Below are 25,707 nucleotides of genomic sequence, written 5' to 3'. Positions count from 1 at the left end.
GATCCGGGCATCTAGTCTGAGTCCATGAGTGAGCTGGGATTCTCGACCAGGGCCGTGCACGCCGGATATGAACCCGATCCTCAGACCGGTGCGGTGAACGTCCCCATCTACGCGAGCTCCACCTTCGCCCAGGACGGCGTCGGCGGCATGCGTGGAGGTTACGAGTACGCGCGCACCGGCAACCCGACCCGCACGGCACTGGAAGCCAACCTCGCCGCCCTCGAATCGGGCAGCTACGGTCGCGCCTTCGCCTCGGGTATGGCCGCGACCGACTGTGCGCTGCGCGCGGTGCTGCGCCCCGGCGACCACATCGTCATCCCCGACGACGCCTACGGCGGCACCTTCCGGCTCATCGACAAGGTGTTCAGCCAGTGGGGCATCGAGCACTCGCCCGCCCACATCGCCGACCTCGACGAGGTCCGCGCGGCTATCCGCCCCAACACCAAACTGGTGTGGATCGAGACGCCGACCAACCCGTTGCTGAGCATCGGTGACATCCCCGCCCTGGCCGACATCGCGCACGCGGCGGGCGCCAAGCTCGTCGTCGACAACACCTTCGCCACCCCGTACCTGCAGCAGCCGCTGCTGCTCGGCGCCGACATCGTCGTGCACTCGACCACCAAGTACCTCGGCGGTCACTCCGATGTCGTCGGCGGCGCGCTCATCACCGACGACGAGGAACTCGACAAGGCCTTCGCGTTCCTGCAGAACGGCGCGGGCGCGGTGCCCGGCCCGTTCGACGCCTTCCTCACCCTGCGCGGCATCAAGACCCTTGCCGTGCGGATGGAGAAGCACTGCGACAACGCCGAGGTGATCGCGGAGTTCCTCTCGAACCACCCGGCCATCTCGAAGGTGATCTACCCGGGCATGCCGACGCATCCCGGCTACGAGATCGCGCAGAAGCAGATGCGCCGCAGCGGCGGCATGATCTCGGTTCGCCTGGCCGGTGGCCGGGAGGCGGCGCTCAAGTTCTGCTCGCGCACCACGATCTTCACCCTCGCCGAATCGCTGGGCGGCATCGAGTCGCTCATCGAGCACCCGGGCGCCATGACCCACGCCAGCACCGAGGGCTCGGCGCTGGAGGTGCCCGCCGACCTGGTCCGGCTCTCGGTGGGCATCGAGGACATCAGCGACCTGCTCGCCGACATCGAACAAGCGCTGAGCTGAGCGGGGAACCAGAGAATGACGAAGCGGCCGCATCCGGTATCCGGGTGCGGCCGCTTGCGTTCGGGTTCTATGTCACGGGGCTCGAGGTGGCCGTGTTCAGCCGTGGTAGGGCTCCGCGCTGACCAGGGTCACCTTCATGGTGTTGCCGTTGGGCAGCGTGTATTCGCGGGTCTCGCCCACCTTGGCGTCGATCAGCGCGCCGCCGAGCGGGGAGTTCGGCGAGTAGGTCTCGAGATCGGTGGCGCCGAGGCCCTCTTCGCGGGTGGCGATGAGGAAGGTCTCTTTGTCGCTCTCGTCGCCGTCGTAGTAGACGGTGACGACCGAACCGGGCAGTGCCACACCGGACTTGGTGGGTGCCACGCCGACCTTGGCGTTGTTGAGCAGCTCCTGCAGCTGGCGGATACGCGCCTCCTGCTGGCCCTGCTCCTCACGCGCGGCGTGGTAGCCACCGTTCTCCTTGAGGTCGCCTTCTTCGCGACGCTCGTTGATCTCGGCGGCAATGACCGGACGATTGGCAATGAGCGAGTCCAGCTCACTCTTGAGCCTGTCGTGCGACTCCTGGGTAAGCCAGGTCACATTCTCGGTCATCTCGATCACTCCCTAGTAGTTGTTCCCGGCGCACCGGGATTCCCTGAAACCGGCGCCACGCCCCCGGTAGGAGGGCATGCACCAGCCCGACGGCTGGAGCGATCCTGGGGGTGAACCCGTAACCCGGAAACAGCATCGCTGGCCGCCAATGCAGCAAACACGGCTCCGAGCCCCGGAACCGTGTATCCAGCTATTTTAGCATGTCTCACAAAGATGCAGGTCAGGGCCGATCGCGCGGTGTCAGCGCAGCCGCAGATAGCTGGGCACGTCCTCGGTGCAGCCGTAGATGTCGCCCGCCGAGGGGCGGCTCGATGCCTTGACCATGGTGCTCACCTGCACGCTGGTCGCCTCCGAGCCGGGCACGAGGATCTCGCGCCTGCCCACTTCGGCGCCGTCACGGTCCATCGCCCGCACGAAGCACACCACGGCGTTGCGCGGCTCGTCGCGGGTCACCTTCACCCGCATCTCCAGCGTCGAGTCGTCGACGACCACGTAACCGAGCTGTTCGGTCTCGATCGCCTTCGGGCCGTATTTCTGGAAACCGAGATAGGCGACCACGAGGCCGGCGACCACCACGCCGACACCGAGCAAAGCGAGCACCCAAGGGCGACGCACCGGTGGTTTTGTGCCGTACCGTTCGGCGTGTCGCGCTGCTGAGGCGGCCGAGCTCGCGGCGGAGTGCAGTGCGGGCTCGGTCATCGGTTCTCGCTCCCGGGGGTGGTCGGAACAAAAGTGGGGTCGGATGGAACTATAGGGACTGTAGTTCTGACACCCGCGAGCGAGAGCGATGGTGAACGAGACGTGAGTGGCCTTCGCCTCATGGCGGTGCACGCCCACCCCGACGACGAATCGAGCAAGGGCGCCGCGACCACGGCCAGGTACGCGGCCGAGGGCGTCGACGTCCTTGTCGTCACCCTGACCGGTGGCGAACGCGGCAGCATCCTGAACCCCGCCATGGACACCCCGGGTGTCCTCGACCGGATCCAGGAGATCCGGCGCGAGGAGATGGCCGCGGCCGCCCATGCGCTCGGTGTCCGCCAGCAGTGGCTCGGTTTCGTCGACTCCGGTCTGCCCGAGGGCGACCCGCTGCCGCCGCTGCCCGAGGGTTGCTTCGCGCTGGTCCCGCTCGAGGAGGCCACCGAGGCATTGGTCAAGGTGGTGCGCGAGTTCAAACCGCACGTGATCACCACCTACGACGAGACCGGCGGCTACCCGCACCCCGACCACATCCGCTGCCACGAAGTGTCGGTGGCCGCGTTCGACGCGGCGGGCGACCCGGAGGCGTTCCCCGACGCGGGCGAACCGTGGACCCCGCTCAAGCTGTACTACGACCACGGCTTCAGCCAGAAGCGCCTGGAAACCTTCGCCGCCGAGTTCGAGCGTGAGGGCAAGCCGTTCCCGCTGCAGGAATGGCTGGACCGGATGCGTCAGTACGCGGCGGCGCGCGGCGACATCATGGCCCGGGTCACCACGCAGATCGAGTGCTCGAAATACTTCCCCCAGCGTGACGACGCCCTGCGCGCGCACGCGACCCAGATCGATCCCAACGGCGCGTTCTTCGCGATCCCGTTGGAGATGCAGCAGCGGCTGTGGCCGACCGAGGAGTTCGAATTGGCCAAGACCAGAGTATCCACCGCCATCCCGGAGACCGACCTGTTCGCCGGTATCGAGGACGCCGACCGGTGATTCTGGCTCTCCTCGCACAAGACCCCGGCACCCCGACCGGCCCGGAGTTCGGCAAGGCCTCCCCGCTCGGCCTGCTGATCGTGTTGATCCTGCTGGCCGGCACCGTCCTGCTGGTTCGTTCGATGAACAAACACCTCAAGGGCCTGCCGGAGACATTCGAACCCGAACATCCCGAACCGGACCAGAAGGCCGACGAAGGCACCGACCCGGGCGCGATCCCGGACACCGGCGAGGGCACCGAACCGCCGAAACCGGCGGCGACTTAACGGGCCAGATCGGCCACCAGTTCACCGATCAGATCGCGAGCGGCCTCGGCATGCTCGGCGATCTGCCGTGGCGCGCCGCTGGCACTGAGCTCGATGGTCTTGTTGATCAAGCCGAACGCGATGATCAGCTGCCGCAGAGCAGCCCGGCGCTCGGACGGTGTCATGTCGGAAGCCGTCGGCTGGGTCATCGTCACAGCTGAGGGATCGCCGCAGCCGGCGGGTTCGTTTCGCCCGAGACGCAATCGTTGCCGCCGCGATCACCAGTCGATGAGGTCGAGTTCGTGCAGGCGGCGGAACACCATCATCGAACCGGGCGCCACCTGGGTCATGCCGGCGTATTCGCTGACCGTGAAGTACCGGAATTCGGCGATTTCCCCGGTGGCCTGCGGTTCGCCGGTGAGGTCGGCGAGGAAACACGTCATGTGCAGCGGGGTATTGCGGCCGTGGCCGAACGCCTCGGCCTCGAAGATACCGAGCTCGGACACCCCGTCCAGACCGACGCCCAGCTCCTCCTCGATCTCGCGATGCAGAGCCTGTAAAGGGGTCTCGCCGGGATCGATCTTGCCGCCCGCCATGTAGAAGACATCCTTGCCTTCCGGGCGCGTCTGGATCAGCCTGCGGTCGCGAACATGGGCGAGGGCGGCGGTGCGGATCATGGGTTCACTCTATGGAGCGATCGCCCCCGGTTCACAGCGAACCGTCGGTGAGGAGCGTCGCACCCGCCGGGGCAGGCGGGTGCGACGGTGCCCGTCACCCGGTGACGCCGGGTTTCCCGGTTTCGATGTGACCCCGGAATTCCCGGACGAACGCGGGATCGCTGCTCACCGTGGCGGTGAGGTCGTACCAGCGTTTCCCGTACCAACCGGCATGGAAGATGTCGCGGGTCTGCGCGCCCGGGTCGACCTTGTACGTCCACGGACCGTCGGTGCGGTAGCGGTTGGCTTTCACGGTGAAAGTGACCGCGGTGGTGCCCTTGTTGCTGAACGTCAGCCAGAGGACTCCGTCTTCGTCCGCCGCTACCTGGGAGGTGACGTCGACGGTGGCCGCGGGCCCGCCGAGATGGCCCGCGGCGCGGCGAGCGAAACCGTTGGGGCCGTAGCAGGTGAGGTCGTAGCGTCCGGCGCCGTAGGTGATCACGTCGAAGTCGTCGGTGACCGACTGTCCCGGTGCGACATCGAAGTGCCATGGCCCGTCGGTGCGCTCGGCGTTGACGAACACCGAGTAGTGGGTCGTTTTCGTGCCGCCGTTGCGCATCGTGAATCGGACTTTTCCGATGTCTTTGTGCTGGGTGGCGTCCGCGCCGGGCTGATAGGGCAGCGGTCGTGCGGTTTTGGTGCCGGATTCCTGGGTCGGTAGCGATTGCGGCTGCGGCGGTGCGGGTTTCGTCGGCCCACTGCCCGCCGTCGGCGTCGGCCGCGTGAAGGCCGGGTAGGCGTTCGAGGTGGTGGTGTCGAGCGTGGCGGTGAGGTCACCGCAGACCGATCGGCGCCAGTTGCTGATATTCGACTCCGCGACGCCCGTGACCCGCTCGAGGAACTGCAGGACCGAGGTGTGGTCGAACAGTTGCGAGCACACGTTGCCACCCCGGCTCCACGGCGAGACGACGGTCATCGGTACCCGCGCGCCGAGGCCGATCGGCACGCCGTTGACGAACTCGCTCGCTTCCGAGGCGGGCGGAATCGGCGGCGGGACGTGGTCGAAGTAGCCGTCGTTCTCGTCGTAGTTGAGCAGGAATACCGTTTTGTTCCAGACGGATTCGTTGGCGGCGAGGGCGTCGAGTACCTGCCACACCAGTTCCGAGCCGGTGCTCGGGCCGTCCGAGGCCGGGTGCTCGCACTGGATGGTCGGTGCCAGGATCCAGGAGACCTTCGGCAGCGTGCCCGTGTCGACCGCGGTTCGGAAACTGGCCGCGACCTGTCCGGCGTCCACCCGGTCGAGGCCACGGTCGAACAGCGCGCGGTCAGCCGGGGTGAGCTTGGCCGCTTCCGCCCGCATCGCGGTGAGCAAGCTGGTCCGCTCCGCGCTCGCGGCGCCGCGGACCTTCCCGTAGAACGAATTCATGTTCTGGAAGCCGAGCGGTCCGACGACTTTGCGCGCCACGGCTTTGAATGTCGCGAAGAATTCGACGTTGTTGTTCTGGAAGTTGTCCCACTCCTGGAACACGCGCCAGGAGACGCCCGCCGCCTGTAATCGTTCCGGATAGGTCTTCCAGGTGTAACCGGCATGGGTGTCCTCGGAGTACGCGGCGTTGCCGATCGCTCGTGTTCCGTCCGGCTCGTTGCCGATCATTCCGCTGATGTGATAGCTGCGGTTCGGGGACGTCGAGCCGATCACCGAGCTGTGGTAGGCGTCGCAGACGGTGAAGGCGTCGGCCAGTTGGTAGTAGAAGGGGATGTCGTTGCGGTTGTAGTGGCACATGGTGTGGGCGCCTTTGGCCGGCACCCAGTTGTCCCATCTGCCCTTGTTCCACGCCTGATGTCCGTCGTTCCAATAGTGCGGTGTACCAGCCAGTTTGTGGCTGTCGGTCTTGTAGGGCAGCACGAAGCCACCGGAACCGTCCGGCTGGTGGAACACCGACTTCCGGTTGACCTGCAACTGGATCGCGTTCGGGTCGGCGAACCCGCGCACGCCTTTCGCCGAGCCGAAGTAGTGATCGAAGGAACGGTTCTCCTGCATGAGGATCACCACGTGCTGCACCACCTCCAAGCCGCCGGTCGGAGCGGGTGCGGCCAAGGCGCGCATGATGCTCGGGGGAAGCAAGGAGAACGCGGCGGCCGCGCCACCGACAGCGGCTGCGGAGCTCAGAAACTTTCGACGGTCCATACCGGGCCTTCTGGTGTCATAACGCTGGTGTGTAGGACAGGATGTCGCACGTATGCGATGGGTCCGAGACGTTAGGCAGGCATGGTGAAGCGAACGAAGCGGACAGATGAACGACTTGTGGCCCCCTGAGGGGGCCACGGGACGATCACCTGAACACGCGGTCCTGTTGGTCGGGGACGACGGTCCCGTCCGGTCGGCGAAGCGGCCGGCCCGTGCCGTCGGAGGCGGTGAATCCGGCCGATGCGCACGGATACGGTTCGGACTTGCGCGACTTCGGCGCGATGAACATCGGATTCACGACCCATTTCCCGTCGTCGGCCCCGTAGGCGTTGCACATCAGTTCGGTCTTGTTGCGGTTGATGACGAGCCGCAGCCCGGTCGCGTCGCCGACGAAGACCACATCGGTGTCGGAGTCACCGGCGGCGAAGGCCGCGCGTCGGTCGGCGGGTAGTTGCCGGAAGGCGGCCGCGCCCCGGACGCCGAAGACCTGCTCGTTGATTCGGCACCGCTTGCCGTCGATGTAGGTGATCACCTGGTCGATGCCCTTGTCCCCGCAGCCGGGGAGGTGTCCGGTGTAGACCCCGTTGTCGGCCAGCAGCGGGACGCCCATCACCTTGTCGCCGGTGATGCCGAGCTCCTCGGCCCATACCCGCACCACCGGCTCGGCCGACGCGGACACGATACGCACGTCGAAGCCGTTGTCCCGCAACACCTCGATCAGGTCCTCGATCTGGGAGTAGTACCGCACGTAGCCGTCGACCTCCGTGGTGCCGACCACCTGTTCGGTGCCCTCGGCGGCGGCCAGGTTCTGCTGCCGGGCGCTGCGCGCGAACTCGATGATCTGTGCCTCGGTGTAGCCGCGCATCAGTTGCACGACGAGGGCGTAGCCGGGTGAGATGAGACGGTGGTCGTAGTTCGCGAAAGCGGCCTCGCCTGTGGTGGTCTCGGCGTTGTCGGCGACCGAGATCAGTTCGTCGGCGCAGGCCGCGTCGGTCGAGGTGCGCAGTGGCGTGTCGGGCGCGGCATCGCCGCAGGCCGCCGCGAGCGCGGCAGTGGCCGCCGGAGTGAGGTGCGCACCGACGGTGGCCCAGTCGCGGCCGACAGGTTGTAAGACCTTGTCGTTGGCCAACATCCAGTAGAACGTCGCGACACCGACATCGTTCTTCACCACCGTGTTGTCCCAGTCGAACAGCGCCAGCGGTGCTGGTCCGGATGCGGCGGCACCACATCGGCCGTTCTCGCTGATGAACCGCGCGATGCGCTCCTTGTTGTCGCCGTACCAGTTCTCGGCCGGGTCGAGGGTCGAACAGGTCGCCGGCGCGGCGTCGGTGTTCTCGGAACCGCAGGCGGCCGAGCCCATGAGGGCAGCGGTCATCGCCACCGCCGCGAGGGCGGAGATCTTCTTCATCAGGGTGGTCCTTTATTGATCCGTCGTGGCGACAGCCGGGATATCGGTGGTGCCGAGCGTGTCGGCACGGGAGGTGTCTTTGAGGTCGACACCCGATCGACCGAGCGCGCGTGCGCCCGCGACCAGCCCCGCCACCACCCGGGCGGCATCGGTGTAGGTGAGGCCGTCGGGTGGGTGGATATTGGAGACGCAGTTGCGTTCGGCGTCGGTGCGGCCGGGGCGCGGTGCGTGTGTGAGATAGATGCCAAGGCTGTCGGCTACCGACAGGCCGGGGCGTTCGCCGATGATCACCAGCAGGGTCCGCACGCCCATGGCCTCGGCGATGTGGTCGCCTAACGCCACCCGGGCCTGGGTGGCGATCACGGGTGGGGCGATGGTGTAACCGCCGAGTTCGCCTGCCAGCGCGGACAGCAGGCCCGCGCCGTGGTCGGTGAGTGCGCGGGGCGACAGGCCGTCGGCGAGGACGATGCCGATATCGAAGTCGCCGTGGGTGATCGGTGACAGGTCGGCGGGGAGCCTGCCGAGATCGGGGCGGCGCAGGTACTCCGAGCGGGAGGCGGCCTTACTCGTCACCGTCACCGGCTCGCCGAGCCCGAGTTCGGCTATGCGGATGGCGAATTCGTCGACAGCCAGCGGTTCGTGCACGGCGTCCCGGGCGGCGGCATGGGCGGCGCGTAGGGCGAGCACCTCGCTGGTCGGCAGGGCGTTGCCGGTGCGGCCGAGTCCGATCCTGGACTGGGTGGTGCTGCGCAACTGAGCCCAGAAGTCTTGCGAAGCATCAGTTTCGGAACCATTGCTCGTCTCCGGCACGGCCGCCGTATCCCGCACGATCTCGGCTTCGCGCGGCGAGTGCGAGCCGCTCATCGAGTACCCGCCAGCGCGCGCAGGGGAGAGGACAGCGGTTCCACTCGGCGCAGTCCGCCTTTCGCGTCGAGCATGCCGAGCCCCGACAACCATGCCTCGAATTCCGGTGCGGGGCGCAGGTCCAGGACCTTGCGGGCATAGAGGGCGTCGTGGAAGCTCAGACTCTGGTAGCCGAGCATCACGTCGTCGGCACCGGGCACCGCGATGACGAACGCGCAGCCCGCCGCGCCGAGCAGGGTGAGCAGGGTGTCCATGTCGTCGGCGTCGGCTTCGGCGTGGTTGGTGTAGCAGACATCGACGCCCATCGGCAGGCCCAGCAGCTTCCCGCAGAAGTGGTCCTCGAGCCCCGCGCGGATGATCTGCTTGCCGTCGTAGAGGTACTCGGGCCCGATGAAGCCGACCACCGTGTTGACCAGCAGCGGCTCGAGATCGCGGGCCACGGCGTAGGCGCGGGCTTCCAGCGTCTGCTGGTCGACCGGCCGATTCCCCACGCCCAGATGAGCATTCGCGCTCAGCGCCGAACCCTGCCCGGTCTCCAGGTACATCACGTTGTCGCCGACCGTGCCGCGCCGCAGGGATCGACCCGCCTCGTTCCCCTCGCGCAGCAGCGAGATGTTCACGCCGAAACCGGAATTGGCGCCCTCGGTGCCCGCGATCGACTGGAAGACCAGGTCTACCGGCGCACCCGCCTCGACCAGGCCGATGGTCGTCGTCACGTGGGAGAGCACGCACGACTGGGTGGGGATGTCGAATCGCAGGCGCACCTCGTCGAGCAGGTGCAGCAGGTCGGCGGTGGCCTGCGGGGAATCGGTGGCCGGGTTGATGCCGATCACCGCGTCGCCGCAACCGAGCAGCAGGCCGTCGAGGGTGGCGGCGGCGATCCCGCGCGGGTCGTCGGTGGGGTGGTTGGGTTGCAGGCGGGTGCTCAACCGGCCGGGCAGGCCGATGGTCGTGCGGAACGCCGACGTCACCGTGGCGGCCCTGGCCACCGCGATCAGGTCCTGGTTGCGCATGATCTTGCTGACCGCGGCAACCATTTCCGGGGTGAGACCGGGCGAGACGGCGGTCAGGGTCGCCGCCGCGTCGTCGGTCGCGGCGACCGCGAGCAGCCAGTCACGCAGCCCACCGACGGTGAGGTGCGCGATCGGCGCGAAGGCCGCGCGATCGTGGCTGTCGATGATCAGCCGGGTGACCTCGTCGGACTCGTAGGGCACGACCACCTCGGTGAGGAAGGTCCGCAGCGGCACTTCCGCCAGCGCCCACTGCGCGGCCGCCCGCTCGGCGTCCGTGTCGGCCGCACAGCCGGCGAGCTGGTCACCGCTGCGCAGCGGGGTGGCCTTGGCCAGCAGGTCGACCAGTCCGTCGAAGGTGTAGGTGGTGACGTCGATGGTGCTGCGGTACTTCGTCATCGAAGTGCGGCGCCGGTCGGCGCCGTCCTCCTCTCGCGAGTGCGTGGTTGACGCTCGGCAGACACGGCCGAGCGGGGGACAACGGTCAGCGGATCACTCGAGTTCCTCTTCGGCTTTCGCCAGCGCGGCGAATTCCTCGTCGGGCGACTTGGCGACCAGGTGGTGGCGACTGTAGAGCCCGAAGTACGCCATGAAGGCGCAGAACACGCCGAGGGTGAACAGCGCCGCCTTCGGGTCGACCAGGAAGGTCGCCGCCACCGAGGCGGCCGCGATCACCAGCGCGAACGAGGTGGTGGCGATGCCGCCGGGGGTCCGGTAGGGCCGGGGCATGTTCGGCTCACGGACCCGAAGCACGATGTGGCTCACCATCATCAGCACGTAGCTCACGGCCGCGCCGAACACGGCCATGTTGAGCAGCATCGCTCCCTCGCCGGTGAGCGAGAGGGCGAAGCCGATGATGCCGGGCACGACGAGCGCGAGCACCGGTGCCTTGCGGGAGTTGGTCACCGACAGGCTGGTCGGCAGGTACCCGGCGCGGGAGAGCGCGAAGGTCTGGCGCGAATAGGCGTAGACGATGGAGAAGAAGCTGGCGACGAGTCCGGCCAGGCCGATGTAGTTGACGACCTTGGCCGCCGGGCTGTCGCCGAGCGCCTCGACCAGCGGGTTGCCCGAGGCGGAGGCGTCCTGGGCGCCGAGCGCACCGGTCACCAGGAACAGCACCACCGCGCCGGTGACCATCAGCATCAGCATCGCCACGATGATGCCCTTCGGCACGTTCTTCTCCGGTTCGCGTGCCTCCTCGGCGGCCAGCGGCACGCCTTCGACGGCGAGGAAGAACCAGATGGCGAACGGGATCGCCGCCCAGATTCCCAGGTACCCGAACGGGAGGAACGACGAGGAGCCGGTGGCCGCCGCGTCGGGCGCGATGTTCGTCAGGTTCGCGGCATCGAACCGGCCGAGCGCCGCGATCGCGAACACGACCAGGCCGACCAGCGCGATCGCGGTGATCACGAACATCGCCTTGAGCGCCTCACCCGCGCCACCGAGATGGATGCCGATGAACAGCGCGTACACCGCCAGGTACACCCACCAGCCGTCGGTGATCCCGAACAGGTTCAGCGATTCCACATAGGCGCCGATGAAGGTGGCGATGGCGGCGGGCGCGATCGCGTACTCGATGAGAACCGCTGTGCCCGTGGCGAACCCACCCCACGGCCCGAGAGCGCGCCGGGCGAAGGTGTAGCCACCGCCCGCGGCGGGCAGCGCCGAGGACAGTTCGGCCATGCCGAGGACCATGGCCAGATACATGCCGGCGATGATCACCGAGGCGATCAGCAGACCACCGAATCCGCCTTCGGCCAGGCCGAAATTCCAGCCGGAATAGTCGCCGGAGATCACGTAGCTCACGCCGAGACCGGCCAGCAGCACCCAGCCGGCGGTGCCGGACCGGAGAGTGCGTTTGGCGAGATAGTCGTCGGCGGGTGGTTGGGCGGTGCGTTTGGCGAGGTGACCGCCGGCGGGTGGGTCGGCGGTGGGCGCGGGAACGGCGTCGGTACTCACAGGTAAAGCTCCTCATCAACAAACAAGCGCGTAGCGACGGCAACGATGATCGTCGAGGGTTGAAGAATGGTTGACGACTGTTACGGCCGTGGATCCCACAGATCAGCGGCGCGTATCAAGCGCCGCCGACCTGCGGAAACAGTGTGATAGGTGGTGTTTCACATCACGGTGAAACGGTGTCACCGGTGGGTGGCGGCGGCTGGGAATCCAGCTCGGCCGCCTCCTCGTCGGTGAGCAGGCGTGAACGGATCAGGAACCGCACGCCCTCGGGGGCTTCCAGCGAGAAACCGCTGCCCCGGCCCGGCACCACGTCGACGGTGAGATGGGTGTGTTTCCAGTATTCGAACTGGTCCGCACTCATCCAGAACGGGATGTCGCCGGGCAGATATCCCAGCAGCACGTCCGAGCGGCCCACGCGGAATTCACCGCGTGGGTAGCACATGGGGGAGCTGCCGTCGCAGCAGCCGCCGGACTGGTGGAACATGACCGGGCCGTGCAGCCCGGTCAGGTCCCGGAGCAGCGTCGCCGCCTTGTCGGTGAGGTCTACTCGTCGGACCATCAGCGGCGCACCATCAGAAGAAGCCGAGCTTCTGCGGCGAGTAGCTGACCAGCAGGTTCTTGGTCTGCTGGTAGTGCTCGAGCATCATCTTGTGGTTCTCGCGGCCGATGCCGGACTTCTTGTAGCCGCCGAACGCCGCGTGCGCCGGGTAGGCGTGGTAGCAGTTGGTCCACACCCGGCCCGCCTTGATGCCGCGGCCGAGGCGGTAGGCGGTGTTCATGTCCCGCGTCCACACGCCCGCGCCGAGACCGTAGAGGGTGTCGTTGGCGATCTTCAGTGCCTCGTCGGTGGAGTCGAAGGTGGTCACCGCGACGACCGGGCCGAAGATCTCCTCCTGGAACACGCGCATGTCGTTGCTGCCCTTGAAGATCGTCGGCTCGATGTAGAAGCCGCCGTCCAGGCCGTCGACAGCGCGGACCGCGCCACCGGTGAGTACCTCGGCACCTTCCTTCTTGCCGATGTCGATGTAGGACAGGATCTTCTCGAACTGGTCGTTGCTGGCCTGCGCGCCGATCATGGTCGCCTCGTCGAGCGGGTTGCCGCTGACGATGGCCTTGGTGCGCTGCACGCAGCGCTCCATGAACTCGTCGTAGATCGACGACGCGATCAGCGCACGCGACGGACAGGTGCACACCTCGCCCTGGTTCAGCGCGAACATCACGAAACCTTCGACGGCCTTGTCGAGGTAGTCGTCGTCGGCGGCCATCACATCGGGCAGGAAGATGTTGGGGCTCTTGCCGCCCAGCTCGAGGGTGACCGGGATGATGTTCTCGCTGGCGTACTGCATGATGAGCCGGCCGGTGGTGGTCTCACCGGTGAAGGCGACCTTGGCCACGCGCGGGCTGGACGCGAGCGGCTTGCCCGCCTCCACCCCGAAACCGTTGACCACGTTGAGAACTCCCGGCGGCAGCAGATCCGCGATCAGCTCCACGACCTTCATGATCGAGGCCGGTGTCTGCTCGGCGGGCTTGAGCACCACCGCGTTACCGGCGGCCAGCGCGGGCGCCAGCTTCCAGGTGGCCATCAGGATCGGGAAGTTCCACGGAATGATCTGGGCGACAACGCCGAGCGGCTCGTGGAAGTGGTAGGCGATGGTGTCGCCGTCGACCTCGCTGATCCCGCCCTCCTGCGCGCGCAGCACACCGGCGAAGTAACGGAAGTGGTCCACCGCCAACGGCAGGTCGGCGGCGAGGGTTTCGCGAACCGGTTTGCCGTTGTCCCAGGTCTCGGCGACAGCGAGGGCCTCGAGATTCGACTCGATGCGGTCGGCGATCTTGTTGAGGATATTGGCGCGCTCGGCGGCGGAGGTGGTACCCCACGCGTCGGCGGCGCGGTGCGCGGCATCGAGGGCCAGCTCGATGTCGGCGGCGGTGGAACGGGCGATCTCGCAGAACGGCTGACCGTCCACCGGCGAGGTGTTCTCGAAGTACCGGCCTTCGACCGGCGGAACCCACTTGCCGTCGATGAAGTTGTCATACCTGGGGGCGTAGCTGACGATGCTGCCCTCGGCGCCCGGCTTGGCGTAGATCATGTGCGGAAACTCCTCGCTGGTTCCGGTAATGCGTGACGCCCATCACTATTCACCCCGAGGGTTGATGAAACGTTGAGAGCGGATCTCGTGGCGCCCGATGCCGGTGATCACGGCCCGGAAAACGGCTCTTGCGCTGCGGCGTCCTATGCCCTCTGCGCGCTGTGCAGGCGGGCGGTGGCTACGGCTCGGCGGGGGTCGCGGGCGGGGAGCAGCATGAGGGCGTGTTCGTGCACGGCGATGTCGTCGGGGGCGGCCTCGCCGTAGGTGAGGGCGTGGTGGGGGTCGGGGCTGGCCAGGACCGCGTTGCGCATGGCGACGGCGAGGTAGTCGCGCCATTCGGTGATGCCGGGTGTTTCCGAATCCGGAAGCAGCGGACCGTGATACAGCCGGACGGCGGTGTCGAGGTCGCCGGATTCCAGGGCGCGCAGGACGTCGAGCGCGTCGCAGGACAGGGGAGTGGTGAAGCGGTAGACGCGGTTGGTGATGTCGCCGCCGGTGGCGCGGCGCAGGTACGACATCTCCGATTTCAGGGTGCTCGCGCCGACCGCGCGGTCACCGTAGACGGCGTAGTGCAGGCGTTCGTGGCTGTAGCCGTCGTCGCTGAGCGCGAGCAGGGTGAGGATCTCGAGCTGACGTGGGCGCAACCGGATCGGAGTGCCGTCGCGCATCAACCGGCCCGTGCCGAGGCAGGTCAGCCGCATGCCCGCCGGTGCGGGTGTGGCCGCGTGCAGTTTGGCTTCGATGGCACTGGTCATGGTGCGCACGGTGGCCATGGCCAGCGGGTGGGAGCGTTTCCAGGTGGTCGACAGGTCGAGCACACCGAGCAGTGTGCCGTCGGCGGCGCGGATCGGCGCGCAGTAGCAGACCCAGCCGTGCAGGGCGGCGACGAGATGTTCGGCCGAGAACACGGTGTGCGGTCGATCGGTGCGCAACGCCAGCGACAGCGCGTTCGTCCCCATGTGCGCCTCGTCCCACCGCCCACCCGGCGCGAAGTTCACCTGCTCGGCCCGCCGCCGCATGACCGGCCCGCCGTAGGTCCACAGAATCGTCCCCGAAGCATCGGTCACCGCCGCCACATACCCCGCGTCGTCGGCCACGCTGTGCAACTGGTCCTTCAACTCGCTCACCGGTCCACGCAGCGGTGACTCGGCCCACTTCGGCCCGATATCGGTCTCGCTCTCGGGCGCACAATCGCGCCCAGGATCCACCGTCCGCAACGACCGCAACCACGACTGCGCCACCTCGGCCCGCACCCCGGAACTCCGCCCGAGCGCCGATTCCCCCGCAGGCACCCACTGCGCCCACTCCCGCTCCAACGCAGCCCGCTGCGCGGAGAGCGTCAGCTGCGGTGCCATGGGGGTTCCTATCCGGTCGCTATCAGGGCCTTCGTCCCCAATAATGCCCCACCTATGCCCCGCCCAACAGCCGTTTCGGTGGTGGTTCCGCTGAGCTGCGCACAGGTGCTCCGGAAAAGTTCGCTGCCCGCTCGTTCTCGACACGTGCGGGAAGTTGTCGATACCGCTGCGGTACAAGAACTGAATCGGACTGCGGAGTGATGTGTGGCTGGGTGGGGAAAGTCAAGGTGGTCACGTGCGTATCGCCGACATCTCCCCGAGACCCGCCGACATGGAGCGAATGGCAGGTGGGGTGAAGGTTTGGGGTGCGATCGGTGTCTACGTCGCGACCACCCTTGCCGCTTCGGTGTTCTTCCTTGCGGTGCAACCACTTTCGGGGATAAATCCGGCCGTGCTTTCGCTGGTTCAGTTCGCCCCGGCGGTCGGTGCGTTGGTCACATGGCTGGTGTTCCGCAAGACCGTCGCTGCGGTGCTCCCCGCTGCGGTTTCCGGTCGGCGGGTGGCGAGGAATGTCGCGGCGATCGTCGCGGTGTGTGTCGGGTACTGGTTGCTGCTCATGGGGGCGGCTGTTGTGTCGGGGACGGCCACCGTGGGGCCTGCCGCGATCGGGAGCGTGCCCTTCGTGGTGTTTCTCGTGGTGCAACTGGTCGGGGCCGGCGGGGAGGAGATCGGGTGGCGGGGATTGATGCAGCCGATGCTCGAAACGCGGACGGCCAGGTTCGGGGCGGTGGCGGTGACCGGGGCGGTGTGGGCGCTGTGGCATGTCCAGGCCTTCACGGCCGGGCCGGTGGTCGCGGGGTGCTTCTTCGTGGCGACGATGGCGTTCGCGATGGTGCTCGGCTATCTGGGCACGGGGAGTTTCGGTCAGCGTGTGCTGGTCGCCTCGATCGGGCATTGGCTGATCAATATCGCGGGATATCTACTGGCCGGAGACGCGACGACGGACCGGCCGCAGATCGTTTTCGCCGCGGTGGCCGCCGTGCTGGTCGCCGTGGCCACCATGACGGTTCGCGCGGTGGAAACCCGCCGCTGATGGTTGTCGGCACTGTCTCGGCACGTGTGGCACGCTGGCAGCGTGAACCGGTTGGGTAGCGCGACTTCGCCGTATCTGCGTCAGCACGCCGACAACCCGGTGCATTGGCGGGAGTGGGATGCCGATGCACTGGCCGAGGCGGCCGAGCGGGATGTGCCGATCCTGCTCTCGGTCGGGTACGCGTCGTGTCACTGGTGCCATGTGATGGCGCACGAGTCGTTCGAGGACGCGGCGACGGCCGAGCAGATGAACGCCGACTTCGTGTGCGTGAAGGTCGACCGGGAAGAACGCCCCGACCTGGACGCGGTGTACATGACCGCGACCGTCGCCATGACCGGACAGGGCGGGTGGCCGATGACCTGCTTCCTCACCCCCGACGGTGCGCCGTTCTACTGCGGCACCTACTACCCCAAGCAACCGCGCGGCGGGATGCCCTCGTTCACCCAATTGCTCACAGCCATCACCGAGACGTGGCGCAATCGCCGCGACGAGGTGGACAAGGCCGCCGACCAGGTCACCGAGGCCTTGCGCGCACAGGCGACCGGCCTGCCCGACGGCGAGATCGCCCTCACCACCGAGCTTCTCGACAAAGCGGTCCTCGCCGTGGCCGCCGACGAGGACCGGGTACACGGCGGATTCGGTGGGGCACCGAAGTTCCCGCCGTCGGCGATGCTCGAGGGTCTGCTGCGGCACTGGGAGCGCACCGGCGACCAGGCCGCGTTCGAGCTGGTGGAGCGCGCGGCCGAGGCGATGGCGCGCGGCGGTATCTACGACCAGTTGCGCGGCGGGTTCGCCAGATACGCGGTCGACGCGAATTGGCTTGTGCCGCACTTCGAGAAGATGCTCTACGACAACGCCCTGCTGTTGCGCGCCTACGCTCACCTGGCCAGACGTACACCGGCGACACCCTTGGAATCGTTGCCGCACAGGGTTTCTCGCGAAACGGTCGAATTCCTGCTGGCCGACCTCGGTACCGCCGAGGGCGGATTCGCCTCCGCGCTCGACGCCGACACCCAGCTCGAGCCGGGCGGTCCGGGTGTGGAGGGCGCCACCTATGTGTGGACGCCCGCCGAGCTGGTCGGCGAACTCGGCCCGCTCGACGGTATGTGGGCCGCCGACGCGTTCGGTGTCACCACGGCGGGCAACTTCGAACAGGGCACCTCCGTGCTCACCCGCCACAGCGACCCGGTCGATGCCGAACAGTCGGCCCGTTTCGATCGGCTGCGCGCCGAGCTGTTCCAGGTCCGCACCGAGCGTCCACAACCGGCGCGCGACGACAAAGTGGTCACCGCGTGGAACGGGATGGCCATCACCGCGCTCGCGGAAGCCGGTGCGGCGCTGGAGGAACCGTCCTGGGTGGCGGCGGCCGTGCGGTGCGCGCGTTTCCTGCTCGACGTGCACCTCGTCGACGGGCGCCTGCGTCGCGCCTCCCTCGACGGTGTCGCCGGCGCCCCACCCGCTGTGCTCGAGGACTACGCCTGGCTCACCACCGGCCTGCTCGCCCTGTACCAGGCCACCGGCGAACCCGATTGGCTCGCCGCCGCCCAGGTGATCCTCGACTCGGCGATCGAGCATTTCGCCGACCCCGACCGTCCCGGCAGCTGGTTCGACACCGCCGACGACGCCGAAACCCTGGTGACCCGCCCCCGCGACCCCATCGACGGCGCCACCCCCTCGGGCACCTCCGCTCTCGCCGAGGCCCTGCTCACCGCCTCGGCCGTCGCCGACCCCGACCGCGCCGTCCATTACCGCGAACTGGCCGACCACACCCTCGCACGAGGCGCTCTCCTGCTCGACCGCGCACCACGCACCGCGGGCCATTGGCTCGCCGTCGCCGAAGCCGCCGTCCGCGGCCCGTTCCAGGTGGCCATCGCCGCAACCGAAAAGACCTCGGCCACAATGGAACTCCTCGCCGCTGCCCGCACGGCCGCACCGGGCGGCTCGATCGTGCTCGCCGCACCCCCGGACGCCGCCCCACTGCTCACCGACCGCCCCCTCGTCGACGGCCACCCCGCCGCCTACGTCTGCCGAGGCTCGATCTGCGACCTCCCGGTCACCGACCCCGCGGACCTGACTCTGGCTCTGCGCACCTGACAGAGAGCGCGGCCTGGTCTTGTCGGCAATAGGCGGGACCTACGCCCTTGTGAGGCAAGCGGATTCGATTCGGCCGATCGGCAGGTACCGCCGATCAGCGGGTCGGTGGGATATCGGTCCAGGTCCGGGTGCGCCCGGGGATGCCGCGCAGGCGAAGGTCCTTGTGCCGCTTCCATTTGGCGCGTTCAGCGGGTGCGGACGCCTGCACGACATCATCGCTGACCAGCACCCGCCGCGTCACTTCCTTGGCGACGGTGGTGAGCCGGGCAGCCTCGTTGACGGCGTCGCCGATGACAGTGAACTCCAGGCGGGTATCGGAGCCGACGTCGCCTGCGAACACCTTGCCCCGTGCCACGCCGATACCGATGTCGAGTTCCCCGGTGGCCACCACTTCGTCGCGGATGCGGCGCGCGGCGCGCAGAGCCGGGGTGGCGTTGTCGCGCAGTGCCGAGGGTGCACCGAAGATGCACAGGGCGGCGTCGCCCTGGAATTTGTTGACCAGCCCGCCGTTGTCCTCGGTGGCCGCGACCACGGTGGCCAGCAGCCGGTTGAGCTTGTGCACGAACTCCACCGGCTCCATCTCGGCCGACAGCCGCACCGAACCGGTGACGTCGATGAACAGTGCCGACACCGTGCGCACATCACCGGTGAGGTCGGCGCTGCCCGCCAGCGCGCGCTCGGCGACGGTCGAGCCGACGTGTTTACCGAACATGTCCTCCATGTGCGCCTGTTCGCGCAGGGTGGTGGCCAGTTCGTTGACGGAGTGTTCGAGCCGCCCGATCTCACTCGCGCTGCCGACGGGCACCCGCACATCGAGTTCCCCGCGGGTGATCCGGTCCAGCGCCCGGTACATGGCCCGCATCGGGGTCGCGACCGAGCGCGCGAGCAGCGCGGTGGCCAGCATCCCGACGGCGAGGGCGACGATCGAGAACATCCAGGCCGCGCGCACCCGGTCGCTCGCGGGCGTGGTGCGGTCGCTGAGCACGACGATGACGATGAGCCCAGGCAGCGCACCGGACACCGCCCAGGTGACGAGCACGCGCACCAGCACCGTGGCACTCGGATGCACGGTCGGTCCGAGGACGGCGGCGACGATGGGTACGGTCGGGCGGATCAGCCGGTCCAGGATCAGGTAGATCACGCCCGCCGATTCGAGGGCGCCGAGAATGAACCCCGCCCCGATCACGACGGTGTTGTGGTAGTCGGTGAACCGGTCGACCAGCCACACGGTGAGGATGATGCCGGGCAGCCAGATCAGCACGGCGCGCACGGTGATCGCGGCAGGCAGCCGGATCAGCTGGCGAGCTTCGTCCGGTGTCGGTTTGCGTCCCTCGTCCAGCCAGCGCAGGTGTTTTCGGCGGTCGTAGATCGCGAGGCCGATGCCGAGGGTGAAGCCGAAGGCCGGGTAGATGGCGATGAGCCAGGCCGCGTCGTGCCAGTCGTCGCCGACCCGGCTGAACACGCCACCGGCCCAGGAGATGAGGAAGATGGCGCCGACGCCGACGAAGTTGGCGGTGATGACGACGAGGGCGAGCCCCCAGTGCGACCGCAGCAGCCAGCGGACCAGCCGGTTCACCGCGCACACCCGTCTACCGCACCCCGTGACGGGGCCGGGGCGGGACGAGCCGCGCGAATGATCGACACAACTGTCCAGCATAGAAGGCGCGGCCGAGGACACCGCGCACGCACGCCGCTCAGCCGAGCACCACGAGCCAGATCGCGATGTAGTGGCACAGCGCCGCGACGACGGTCGCCGCGTGGAAGAACTCGTGGTGCCCGAAGTCCGGCCACGGATTGGGCCACTTCGTCGCGTACAGCACGGCCCCCACGCTGTAGATCACCCCGCCGATGGCGAGCAGCACCAGCGGCCACACCCCCACGTTGTGCAGGAGGGTCGGCGCGACCGGCACCACGGCCCACCCGAGCAGCAGATACAACGGCACGCCGACCCACCTGGGCGCGGTCGGCCACAGCACCTTGAGTGCGACTCCCGCGAGCGCCCCCACCCACACCACGATCAGCAAGGTCCGCCCGGTGCTGTCGGGGAGGCCGAGCACCGCGAACGGGGTGTAACTGCCCGCGATGAACACGAAGATCATCGAGTGGTCCAGCCGCTTCATCCGCACCCGGGTCCGCACGCTCGCCCAGGTCACCCGGTGGTACACCGCGCTCACGCCGAACAGCCCGCACACCGCCACCCCGTAGACCACCGTCGCCCACCCGGCCGTGGTCGAGCGCGCGAACCCGGCCACCGCGAGCGCCGCCACCGCGACCACGGCCACACCGAACGCCCACGTATGAATCCACCCGCGAAACCGCGGCTTCACCAGCGCGACAGGCACACCCGAATCGCTACCGACCGCCTCCACGACAACCTCCCAGTCAAACCTACGGAACCGTAAGTTACGCCCCCAACGGTACGGGAGACCCCCGCCTGCCACCGCCGAAGGTGCCGACAACCACACAAACAAATCCGTGCGCCGGGCCCAGCGGTGAGGCGGTCGGTTGGTCCGCGAAGGGGTGTGATCAGGCGAAGCGGACCTCGGGGATGGTGGCCATCAATTCGGCCCACTCGGGGTACATGGCGGCCTTGCGCTCGTGCATGGCCATGATCTCGGCGCCGATTTCGGGGTTCATGTCGTCGGACAGGTCGGGGCCGATGACGAGCTCGGCGAAGTGCGGCGCGATGAGCGGATCGCCCGCCAGGTGGACCGGATCGTGCATATAGCGCTCCAGGGCGTCGAGGTCCTCGATGCCGACGCAATAGCCGTGGGTGAGGCCTTCGGCGGGATTGCCGAGGTTCTGGCCGACGGTCGCGAAGCTCACCGAATCGACGGCAGCGGTGCGGCGCATGGTGGCGAGCACTTCGGCGCGTTGCTCCTCGGTGGTCTCGTCGCGGAACCGGAATCGAAGCATGTGGACAAGCATGAATCCTCCTCAGTTGAACTAGCGGGTTCAATTTAAAGGACTTATCAGTTAGGCCGCAAGGCTGAACCGGTGAGTCAATCGGTGGCGGTAGGCTTGCCGAGTGGCAGCACCGGCGCGGGGTCGTATCGACAAGCGGCAGCAGATTCTGGCGGCCGCGTTCGCGGTCTTCGCGCGGCGCGGGTACGCCCAGACCTGCGTACAGGAGATCGCCGACGAGGCCGGTGTCGCGAAACCGACCGTGTACAACCACCTCACCGACAAGGGCACCCTGTTCCGGGAAGCGCTGCTGACGGCCGCCGATGTGGTGAGCGCGGAAACCCTTGCGGCCGTGGACACCCTGCGCGACGTCGGCGACGATCCGCGGCAGGCGTTCCTCGACTCGGCGTACCGGCTGCTGCAGGTCTGCGCGAGCGAGCGCGGCCGATCCCTGCACCGGCTGGCCTACGCGCAGGCCGAGGACTTCGCCGACCTGGCCCTGCAGGTGCAGCAGCGCACCTCGGTCCGATTGCGCGAAGCACTGGCCGACCGACTGGCCCGCCTGGCGCTGGCAGGTCGATTGCGTGCCTGCGACCCGGACACAGCCGCCGAGCAGTACCTGGCCCTGCTCACCGGCCCCCTCGAGGCACGCTCACACATGGGCGCACGCAAGATCCCGGCCACCGAACTACGCACCGTCGCCGAAGCCGCGACCGACACCTTCCTGCGCGCCTACCTCACAGACCCCGAAAAAGCCGCCCCCTGATCTCGCAAGAACATGGGTAACTCCCCAGCCACCCCAAAAGCGGAGCACCTCCTCACCGCCGGCCCGGCACGCCTCTCACCCCGCACCCACGACCGGCAAAAGTCACGGGGAGGCGGCCCAGGCGTAGGGTGCGGGCGTGGAGTTTTTCGGTCGGGTGCGAGGGTTGCCGTACCGCGTCTATGAAGCCAGGCTGTCCAAGCAGCTGGCCGACAAGCAGCACCCCCGCCACGTGGCGGTGATGTGCGACGGGAATCGACGCTGGGCGCGTGAGAACGGGTTCACCGATGTCAGCCACGGTCATCGGGTCGGTGCGCTGAAGATCGCCGAGCTGGTCGGCTGGTGTGCCGCCGAGGGCATCGAGATGGTGACCGTCTACCTGCTGTCGACGGAGAACCTGCGCCGTGATCCCGAGGAGCTCGAGACGCTGTTCGAGGTGATCACCGATGTGGTCGAGGAGTTGTCGGCGCCGGAGCAGAACTGGAGTGTGCGGATCGTTGGTTCGCTCGCCGGTTTCCCCGAGTTGATCGCCAAGCGGCTGCGGGTGGCGGCCGAGCGCACGAGCGGGCGCGACGGCGTGCACGTGAATGTGGCTGTGGGGTACGGGGGTCGGCAGGAGATCACCGACGCAGTGCGCTCGCTGGTGCGTCAGGAGATCGCGGCGGGGGAGTCGGGTGAGGATCTGGTGCAGTCGATCACGGTCGACGCGATCGGCCAGCATCTGTACACCTCGGGTCAGCCCGACCCGGATCTGGTGATCAGAACCTCTGGGGAGCAGCGGCTTTCGGGTTTCCTGTTGTGGCAGAGCGCGTATTCGGAGATCTGGTTCACCGAGGCGTACTGGCCGGAGTTCCGGCGGGTCGATTTTCTTCGCGCGCTGCGGGATTACGCGGCACGGCACCGTCGCTTCGGGGTGTGAGTCGTAGTCCTCGCGTACTGTCGCGTTCGTGGAACCTGATGAGGCGTCTTACATCAGCTATGAGGAGTTCGGCAGGCGTTTTCTCGAGTACGCCGTGTCCGAGCAGCGCATCGCGGACGCGTTCGGTGAGCTCACCGGTGCCGCTTTCGATTTCGGGCCGATCGGGGTGGGGCCGGGCCGGTTGGCGAAGGTCACCGCGCAGGTGGAGCTCGGTCAGCCGCGCATTCTGCGTTTCGTCGACGCCTTCATCTCCTTCGAGCTGACGATCCCGTTGCATGTGGATCTGGTGGTCGATCTCGCGGTCGACCGGTCGCGGTTCCGGGTGGACGGCACCGTGCACCTGCATCTGACGGCACGCACGGCCGACCCGCTGCGGGTGGTCATCGACATCGCCGAGCCGCGTCCGGGTGATGTGCGGGTGAACGTGGCCAGTTCCACCAAGCGCGGGCAATTGCTGCGGGTGCTCGCCAGTGTCGATCACGAGATCCGCCGGTTCGTGGCCCGGTACATGTCCGAGGAGATCCGCAAGCCCGAGATCGCCGCGGTGCGCAATATCGATGTGGCGACCAGGTTGGACGCGGCCTGGAAGTTGTGACGAGTCGCCCCGGTTCCGGTGGTGCGCGGGCTAGGCTGCTGCCCGGAACGGACCCGTCGACACAGGTAGGGGACAGCGGTGGGAGTTGCGCGTGCAGGTGCGTGGATCGCGGCGCTCGGTGCGGTCGGTCTGGTAGCCGGGTGTGGGGTCGAGGGCACGCCGGCGCCGGTGATCACCCCGAACCAGCAGCCGGATCGTTCCGGGGTGTTCGCGTATCGAACCGAAGGTGAGCTGGTTGTCGTTCGCGGCGCCGAAACACTGCGTGCGTCGGGCAATTTCGGTTATTCGGCGGCACCGGTGAACTTCACCCGCGACGGTGCGTTCGCGTTCGCGGTGGAGACGGCGTCCAAGACGCTCGTCGCGCTGAGCGTGGACAACGGTTCCGTGACGCGCACCGAATGCGACTGCACCGACGCGGTCGCCCTGCGTGACGCGGTGGTCGGCTGGTGGCGTGAGCCCGGCCAGATCATGAGCCAGGACCTCGCGGGCACCACCCCCGCCGAGCCCGAACGCGACATCGTGCTCCCGGATTCGCCGAGCCCGCTCTCGGGTGGCAACTGGGACGGCGCCCGCCTGGTCGCGGCCACCGACGAGTACGTGCTGCTGGCACGGTCGGAGTCCCGCGGGCTGTGGTGGGAGAAGAACCACCTCTACGCGATCGGCTCGGATGCCATCCTGCCGCTGGGCCGGGTCCCCGGCATCGACTCCGAGCTCTCGGCCGCCGCCGGACCCGATGGGCACACCTTCGTGCTCGCGGGCACCACCGCGCGCAGTTCCTCCTGCGGCATCGGTTTCGTCGCGACCATCGACGTGCGCAGCAACGCCGTCTCGGACCTGCCCTCGGTCCCCGGCGAGTGCTCGACGGTCTACAACCCGCGCTGGAACGGCGACAACGTCATCAGCGTCGCGGTGCGCAAGTGGGCTGATGTGGCCGGTGCGACCAGCACGGTCGACCGCTTGCGTTCGGCAGCCCAGGGCTGGGCGCCGGTCGCCGAGCAACCGGTGATCGACATGCTCGCCCGCTCCGAGCAGACCGTCATCCAGGTGGTCGGTGGTGAGCCGCTCGCGGCGCGGGACACCCCGCAGGGCGTGCTCGTCGTCGAAAAGGGCGGTGCGCGTTCGGAACTGGCGACCGACGTGGTGTCGCTGGGGTCGCCGATCTAGAGCTTGCGCAGGCGCAGCCGGTTGATGGTGTGGTCGGAGTCCTTGCGCAATACCAGGGTCGCGCGCGGGCGGGTCGGCAGGATGTTGTCGACCAGGTTGGGCCGGTTGGTGGAGTTCCAGATGTCGCGCGCGGCCGCGGTGGCCTGCTCGTCGCTGAAGCCCGCGTAGTGGTGGAAGTGGGCGTTCGGGTCGGCGAAGCCGGTCTTGCGCAGCGCCAGAAAGCGCTGCACGTACCAGTTCTCGATGTCCTCGATGCGCGCGTCGACGTAGATGGAGAAGTCGAACAGGTCCGACACCATCAGGCGCGGGCCGGTCTGCAGCACGTTGAGGCCCTCGACGATGAGGATGTCGGGCTGGCGCACGCAGTGCTTCTCGTCGGGCACGATGTCGTAGGAGATGTGCGAGTACACCGGCGCGCATACCTCTTCGGCGCCCGATTTCACCTCGGTGACGAAGCGCAGCAACTTACGCCGGTCGTAGCTCTCCGGGAAACCCTTGCGGTGCATGATGCCGCGGCGGGTGAGTTCGGCTGTGGGATAGAGGAATCCGTCGGTGGTCACCAGGTCGACGCGCGGGTGGTGATCCCAGCGCGACAGCAGCGCCTGCAGCACGCGCGCGGTGGTCGACTTACCGACCGCCACGCTGCCGGCGACCCCGATCACGAACGGCACCTGCTTGTCGGGGTGCTTCTCGCCGAGGAACGTGGCGGTGGCGGCGAACAGTCGCTGACGTGCGGCGACCTGCAGGTGGATCAGGCGGGCGAGCGGCAGGTACACCTCGGCGACTTCCTCGAGGTCGATCTGCTCGCCGAGTCCGCGTAGTCCGGTCAATTCCTCCTCGGTCAAGACCAGGGGAGTCGACTTGCGCAGGGTGCGCCACTGCTTCCGGTCGAACTCCACGTACGGGCTCGGCTCGCTCATCCGTGCCACTTACCCGACGCTCCGTTCGGGCAAACACGCACAGCTGGGCTGCCCGTTCGGTGAGATCCGGGATAACTCTGACCGCATGCGGCGATTGTG

General features: G+C 67.9%; 25 protein-coding genes. 9 read left to right on the top strand and 16 right to left on the bottom strand.

Going from position 1 to position 25,707, the window contains the following annotated elements:
- Nucleotides 1-24 precede the first annotated feature (24 nt).
- On the top strand, nt 25-1,167 hold the full coding sequence (locus ACWEVR_RS23390) for a cystathionine gamma-synthase (RefSeq protein WP_452468719.1): 1,143 nt from the start codon (nt 25-27) through the stop codon (nt 1,165-1,167).
- Nucleotides 1,168-1,263: 96 nt separating this feature from the next.
- Here ACWEVR_RS23390 and greA read toward each other — a convergent pair whose 3' ends face one another.
- Complete coding sequence (greA, locus tag ACWEVR_RS23385; protein ID WP_067980342.1) at nt 1,264-1,755, bottom strand: transcription elongation factor GreA; 492 nt, start codon at nt 1,753-1,755, stop codon at nt 1,264-1,266.
- Nucleotides 1,756-1,995: 240 nt separating this feature from the next.
- Nucleotides 1,996-2,454, bottom strand: coding sequence for a DUF4307 domain-containing protein (locus ACWEVR_RS23380; protein WP_452468718.1), 459 nt, complete (start codon nt 2,452-2,454; stop codon nt 1,996-1,998).
- A gap of 120 nt (nt 2,455-2,574) precedes the next feature.
- On the opposite strand from ACWEVR_RS23380, the gene mca reads away from it, so the two are divergent.
- Nucleotides 2,575-3,441, top strand: coding sequence for a mycothiol conjugate amidase Mca (gene mca, locus ACWEVR_RS23375; protein WP_452468818.1), 867 nt, complete (start codon nt 2,575-2,577; stop codon nt 3,439-3,441).
- Complete coding sequence (locus tag ACWEVR_RS23370; protein ID WP_357147872.1) at nt 3,438-3,707, top strand: hypothetical protein; 270 nt, start codon at nt 3,438-3,440, stop codon at nt 3,705-3,707. The genes mca and ACWEVR_RS23370 overlap by 4 nt, the downstream gene beginning before the upstream one ends.
- Here the strand turns inward: ACWEVR_RS23370 and ACWEVR_RS23365 are convergent.
- From ACWEVR_RS23365 to ACWEVR_RS23320, 10 genes are all read right to left on the bottom strand, one after another.
- A complete protein-coding gene (locus ACWEVR_RS23365; RefSeq protein WP_067485629.1) occupies nt 3,704-3,895 on the bottom strand; it encodes a hypothetical protein in 192 nt (63 codons plus the stop codon). The two genes, ACWEVR_RS23370 and ACWEVR_RS23365, sit on opposite strands and share 4 nt — an antisense overlap.
- 69 nt (nt 3,896-3,964) lie before the next feature.
- Complete coding sequence (locus tag ACWEVR_RS23360; RefSeq protein WP_067485630.1) at nt 3,965-4,363, bottom strand: NUDIX hydrolase; 399 nt, start codon at nt 4,361-4,363, stop codon at nt 3,965-3,967.
- Between the two features lie 94 nt (nt 4,364-4,457).
- The gene (locus ACWEVR_RS23355; protein ID WP_452468717.1) at nt 4,458-6,530 is read right to left on the bottom strand and encodes a phosphocholine-specific phospholipase C; all 2,073 of its coding nucleotides are present in this window, start codon (nt 6,528-6,530) and stop codon (nt 4,458-4,460) included.
- A 145-nt stretch (nt 6,531-6,675) separates the two neighbouring features.
- Nucleotides 6,676-7,938, bottom strand: a complete 1,263-nt coding sequence (locus ACWEVR_RS23350) for a haloacid dehalogenase-like hydrolase (protein ID WP_452468716.1) — start codon at nt 7,936-7,938, stop codon at nt 6,676-6,678.
- A gap of 12 nt (nt 7,939-7,950) precedes the next feature.
- A complete protein-coding gene (eutC, locus tag ACWEVR_RS23345; protein ID WP_452468715.1) occupies nt 7,951-8,802 on the bottom strand; it encodes an ethanolamine ammonia-lyase subunit EutC in 852 nt (283 codons plus the stop codon).
- Nucleotides 8,799-10,211, bottom strand: a complete 1,413-nt coding sequence (locus ACWEVR_RS23340; RefSeq protein ID WP_452468714.1) for an ethanolamine ammonia-lyase subunit EutB — start codon at nt 10,209-10,211, stop codon at nt 8,799-8,801. The genes eutC and ACWEVR_RS23340 overlap by 4 nt, the downstream gene beginning before the upstream one ends.
- Nucleotides 10,212-10,304: 93 nt before the next feature.
- Complete coding sequence (gene eat, locus ACWEVR_RS23335; RefSeq protein WP_452468713.1) at nt 10,305-11,771, bottom strand: ethanolamine permease; 1,467 nt, start codon at nt 11,769-11,771, stop codon at nt 10,305-10,307.
- Between the two features lie 163 nt (nt 11,772-11,934).
- Nucleotides 11,935-12,330 (bottom strand): DUF779 domain-containing protein, encoded by a 396-nt coding sequence (locus tag ACWEVR_RS23330; RefSeq protein ID WP_452468712.1) that lies wholly within the window; start codon nt 12,328-12,330, stop codon nt 11,935-11,937.
- Nucleotides 12,331-12,343: 13 nt separating this feature from the next.
- Entirely contained in the window at nt 12,344-13,861 is a 1,518-nt protein-coding gene (adh, locus tag ACWEVR_RS23325; RefSeq protein WP_452468711.1) for an aldehyde dehydrogenase, read from the bottom strand.
- A 143-nt stretch (nt 13,862-14,004) separates the two neighbouring features.
- Nucleotides 14,005-15,216 carry a transcriptional regulator gene (locus ACWEVR_RS23320; protein WP_452468710.1) on the bottom strand — a complete coding sequence of 404 codons (1,212 nt, stop codon included), beginning with the start codon at nt 15,214-15,216 and terminating at the stop codon, nt 14,005-14,007.
- Nucleotides 15,217-15,451: 235 nt separating this feature from the next.
- On the opposite strand from ACWEVR_RS23320, the gene ACWEVR_RS23315 reads away from it, so the two are divergent.
- A complete protein-coding gene (locus ACWEVR_RS23315) occupies nt 15,452-16,249 on the top strand; it encodes a CPBP family intramembrane glutamic endopeptidase (protein ID WP_452468709.1) in 798 nt (265 codons plus the stop codon).
- 42 nt (nt 16,250-16,291) lie between these two features.
- Complete coding sequence (locus tag ACWEVR_RS23310; RefSeq protein ID WP_452468708.1) at nt 16,292-18,343, top strand: thioredoxin domain-containing protein; 2,052 nt, start codon at nt 16,292-16,294, stop codon at nt 18,341-18,343.
- A 94-nt stretch (nt 18,344-18,437) separates the two neighbouring features.
- On the opposite strand, the gene ACWEVR_RS23305 is transcribed toward ACWEVR_RS23310, so the two are convergent.
- The 3 genes from ACWEVR_RS23305 to ACWEVR_RS23295 form a co-directional block, all read right to left on the bottom strand.
- Nucleotides 18,438-19,919: an adenylate/guanylate cyclase domain-containing protein gene (locus tag ACWEVR_RS23305; RefSeq protein ID WP_452468707.1), complete on the bottom strand. Its 1,482-nt coding sequence runs from the start codon at nt 19,917-19,919 to the stop codon at nt 18,438-18,440.
- A gap of 118 nt (nt 19,920-20,037) precedes the next feature.
- A complete protein-coding gene (gene trhA, locus ACWEVR_RS23300; RefSeq protein ID WP_452468706.1) occupies nt 20,038-20,712 on the bottom strand; it encodes a PAQR family membrane homeostasis protein TrhA in 675 nt (224 codons plus the stop codon).
- A gap of 157 nt (nt 20,713-20,869) precedes the next feature.
- Entirely contained in the window at nt 20,870-21,271 is a 402-nt protein-coding gene (locus tag ACWEVR_RS23295; protein WP_452468705.1) for a Dabb family protein, read from the bottom strand.
- A gap of 100 nt (nt 21,272-21,371) precedes the next feature.
- On the opposite strand from ACWEVR_RS23295, the gene ACWEVR_RS23290 reads away from it, so the two are divergent.
- The 4 genes from ACWEVR_RS23290 (at nt 21,372) to ACWEVR_RS23275 (ending at nt 24,688) form a co-directional block, all read left to right on the top strand.
- Nucleotides 21,372-22,013 carry a TetR/AcrR family transcriptional regulator gene (locus tag ACWEVR_RS23290; RefSeq protein WP_452468704.1) on the top strand — a complete coding sequence of 214 codons (642 nt, stop codon included), beginning with the start codon at nt 21,372-21,374 and terminating at the stop codon, nt 22,011-22,013.
- Between the two features lie 136 nt (nt 22,014-22,149).
- Nucleotides 22,150-22,929 carry an isoprenyl transferase gene (locus tag ACWEVR_RS23285; RefSeq protein ID WP_067485647.1) on the top strand — a complete coding sequence of 260 codons (780 nt, stop codon included), beginning with the start codon at nt 22,150-22,152 and terminating at the stop codon, nt 22,927-22,929.
- A gap of 28 nt (nt 22,930-22,957) precedes the next feature.
- Nucleotides 22,958-23,524, top strand: coding sequence for a hypothetical protein (locus tag ACWEVR_RS23280; protein ID WP_067637819.1), 567 nt, complete (start codon nt 22,958-22,960; stop codon nt 23,522-23,524).
- 78 nt (nt 23,525-23,602) lie between these two features.
- Nucleotides 23,603-24,688, top strand: a complete 1,086-nt coding sequence (locus tag ACWEVR_RS23275; RefSeq protein WP_452468703.1) for a hypothetical protein — start codon at nt 23,603-23,605, stop codon at nt 24,686-24,688.
- On the opposite strand, the gene coaA is transcribed toward ACWEVR_RS23275, so the two are convergent.
- A complete protein-coding gene (gene coaA, locus ACWEVR_RS23270; RefSeq protein ID WP_067485654.1) occupies nt 24,685-25,617 on the bottom strand; it encodes a type I pantothenate kinase in 933 nt (310 codons plus the stop codon). The genes ACWEVR_RS23275 and coaA overlap by 4 nt on opposite strands.
- Between the last annotated feature and the right edge of the window lie 90 nt (nt 25,618-25,707).

It is taken from the genome of Nocardia sp. NPDC003979 (genome assembly GCF_053605015.1).
The sequence above is the reverse complement of the archived record's forward strand: the minus strand, read 5'-3'. Positions and strand labels throughout refer to the sequence as shown.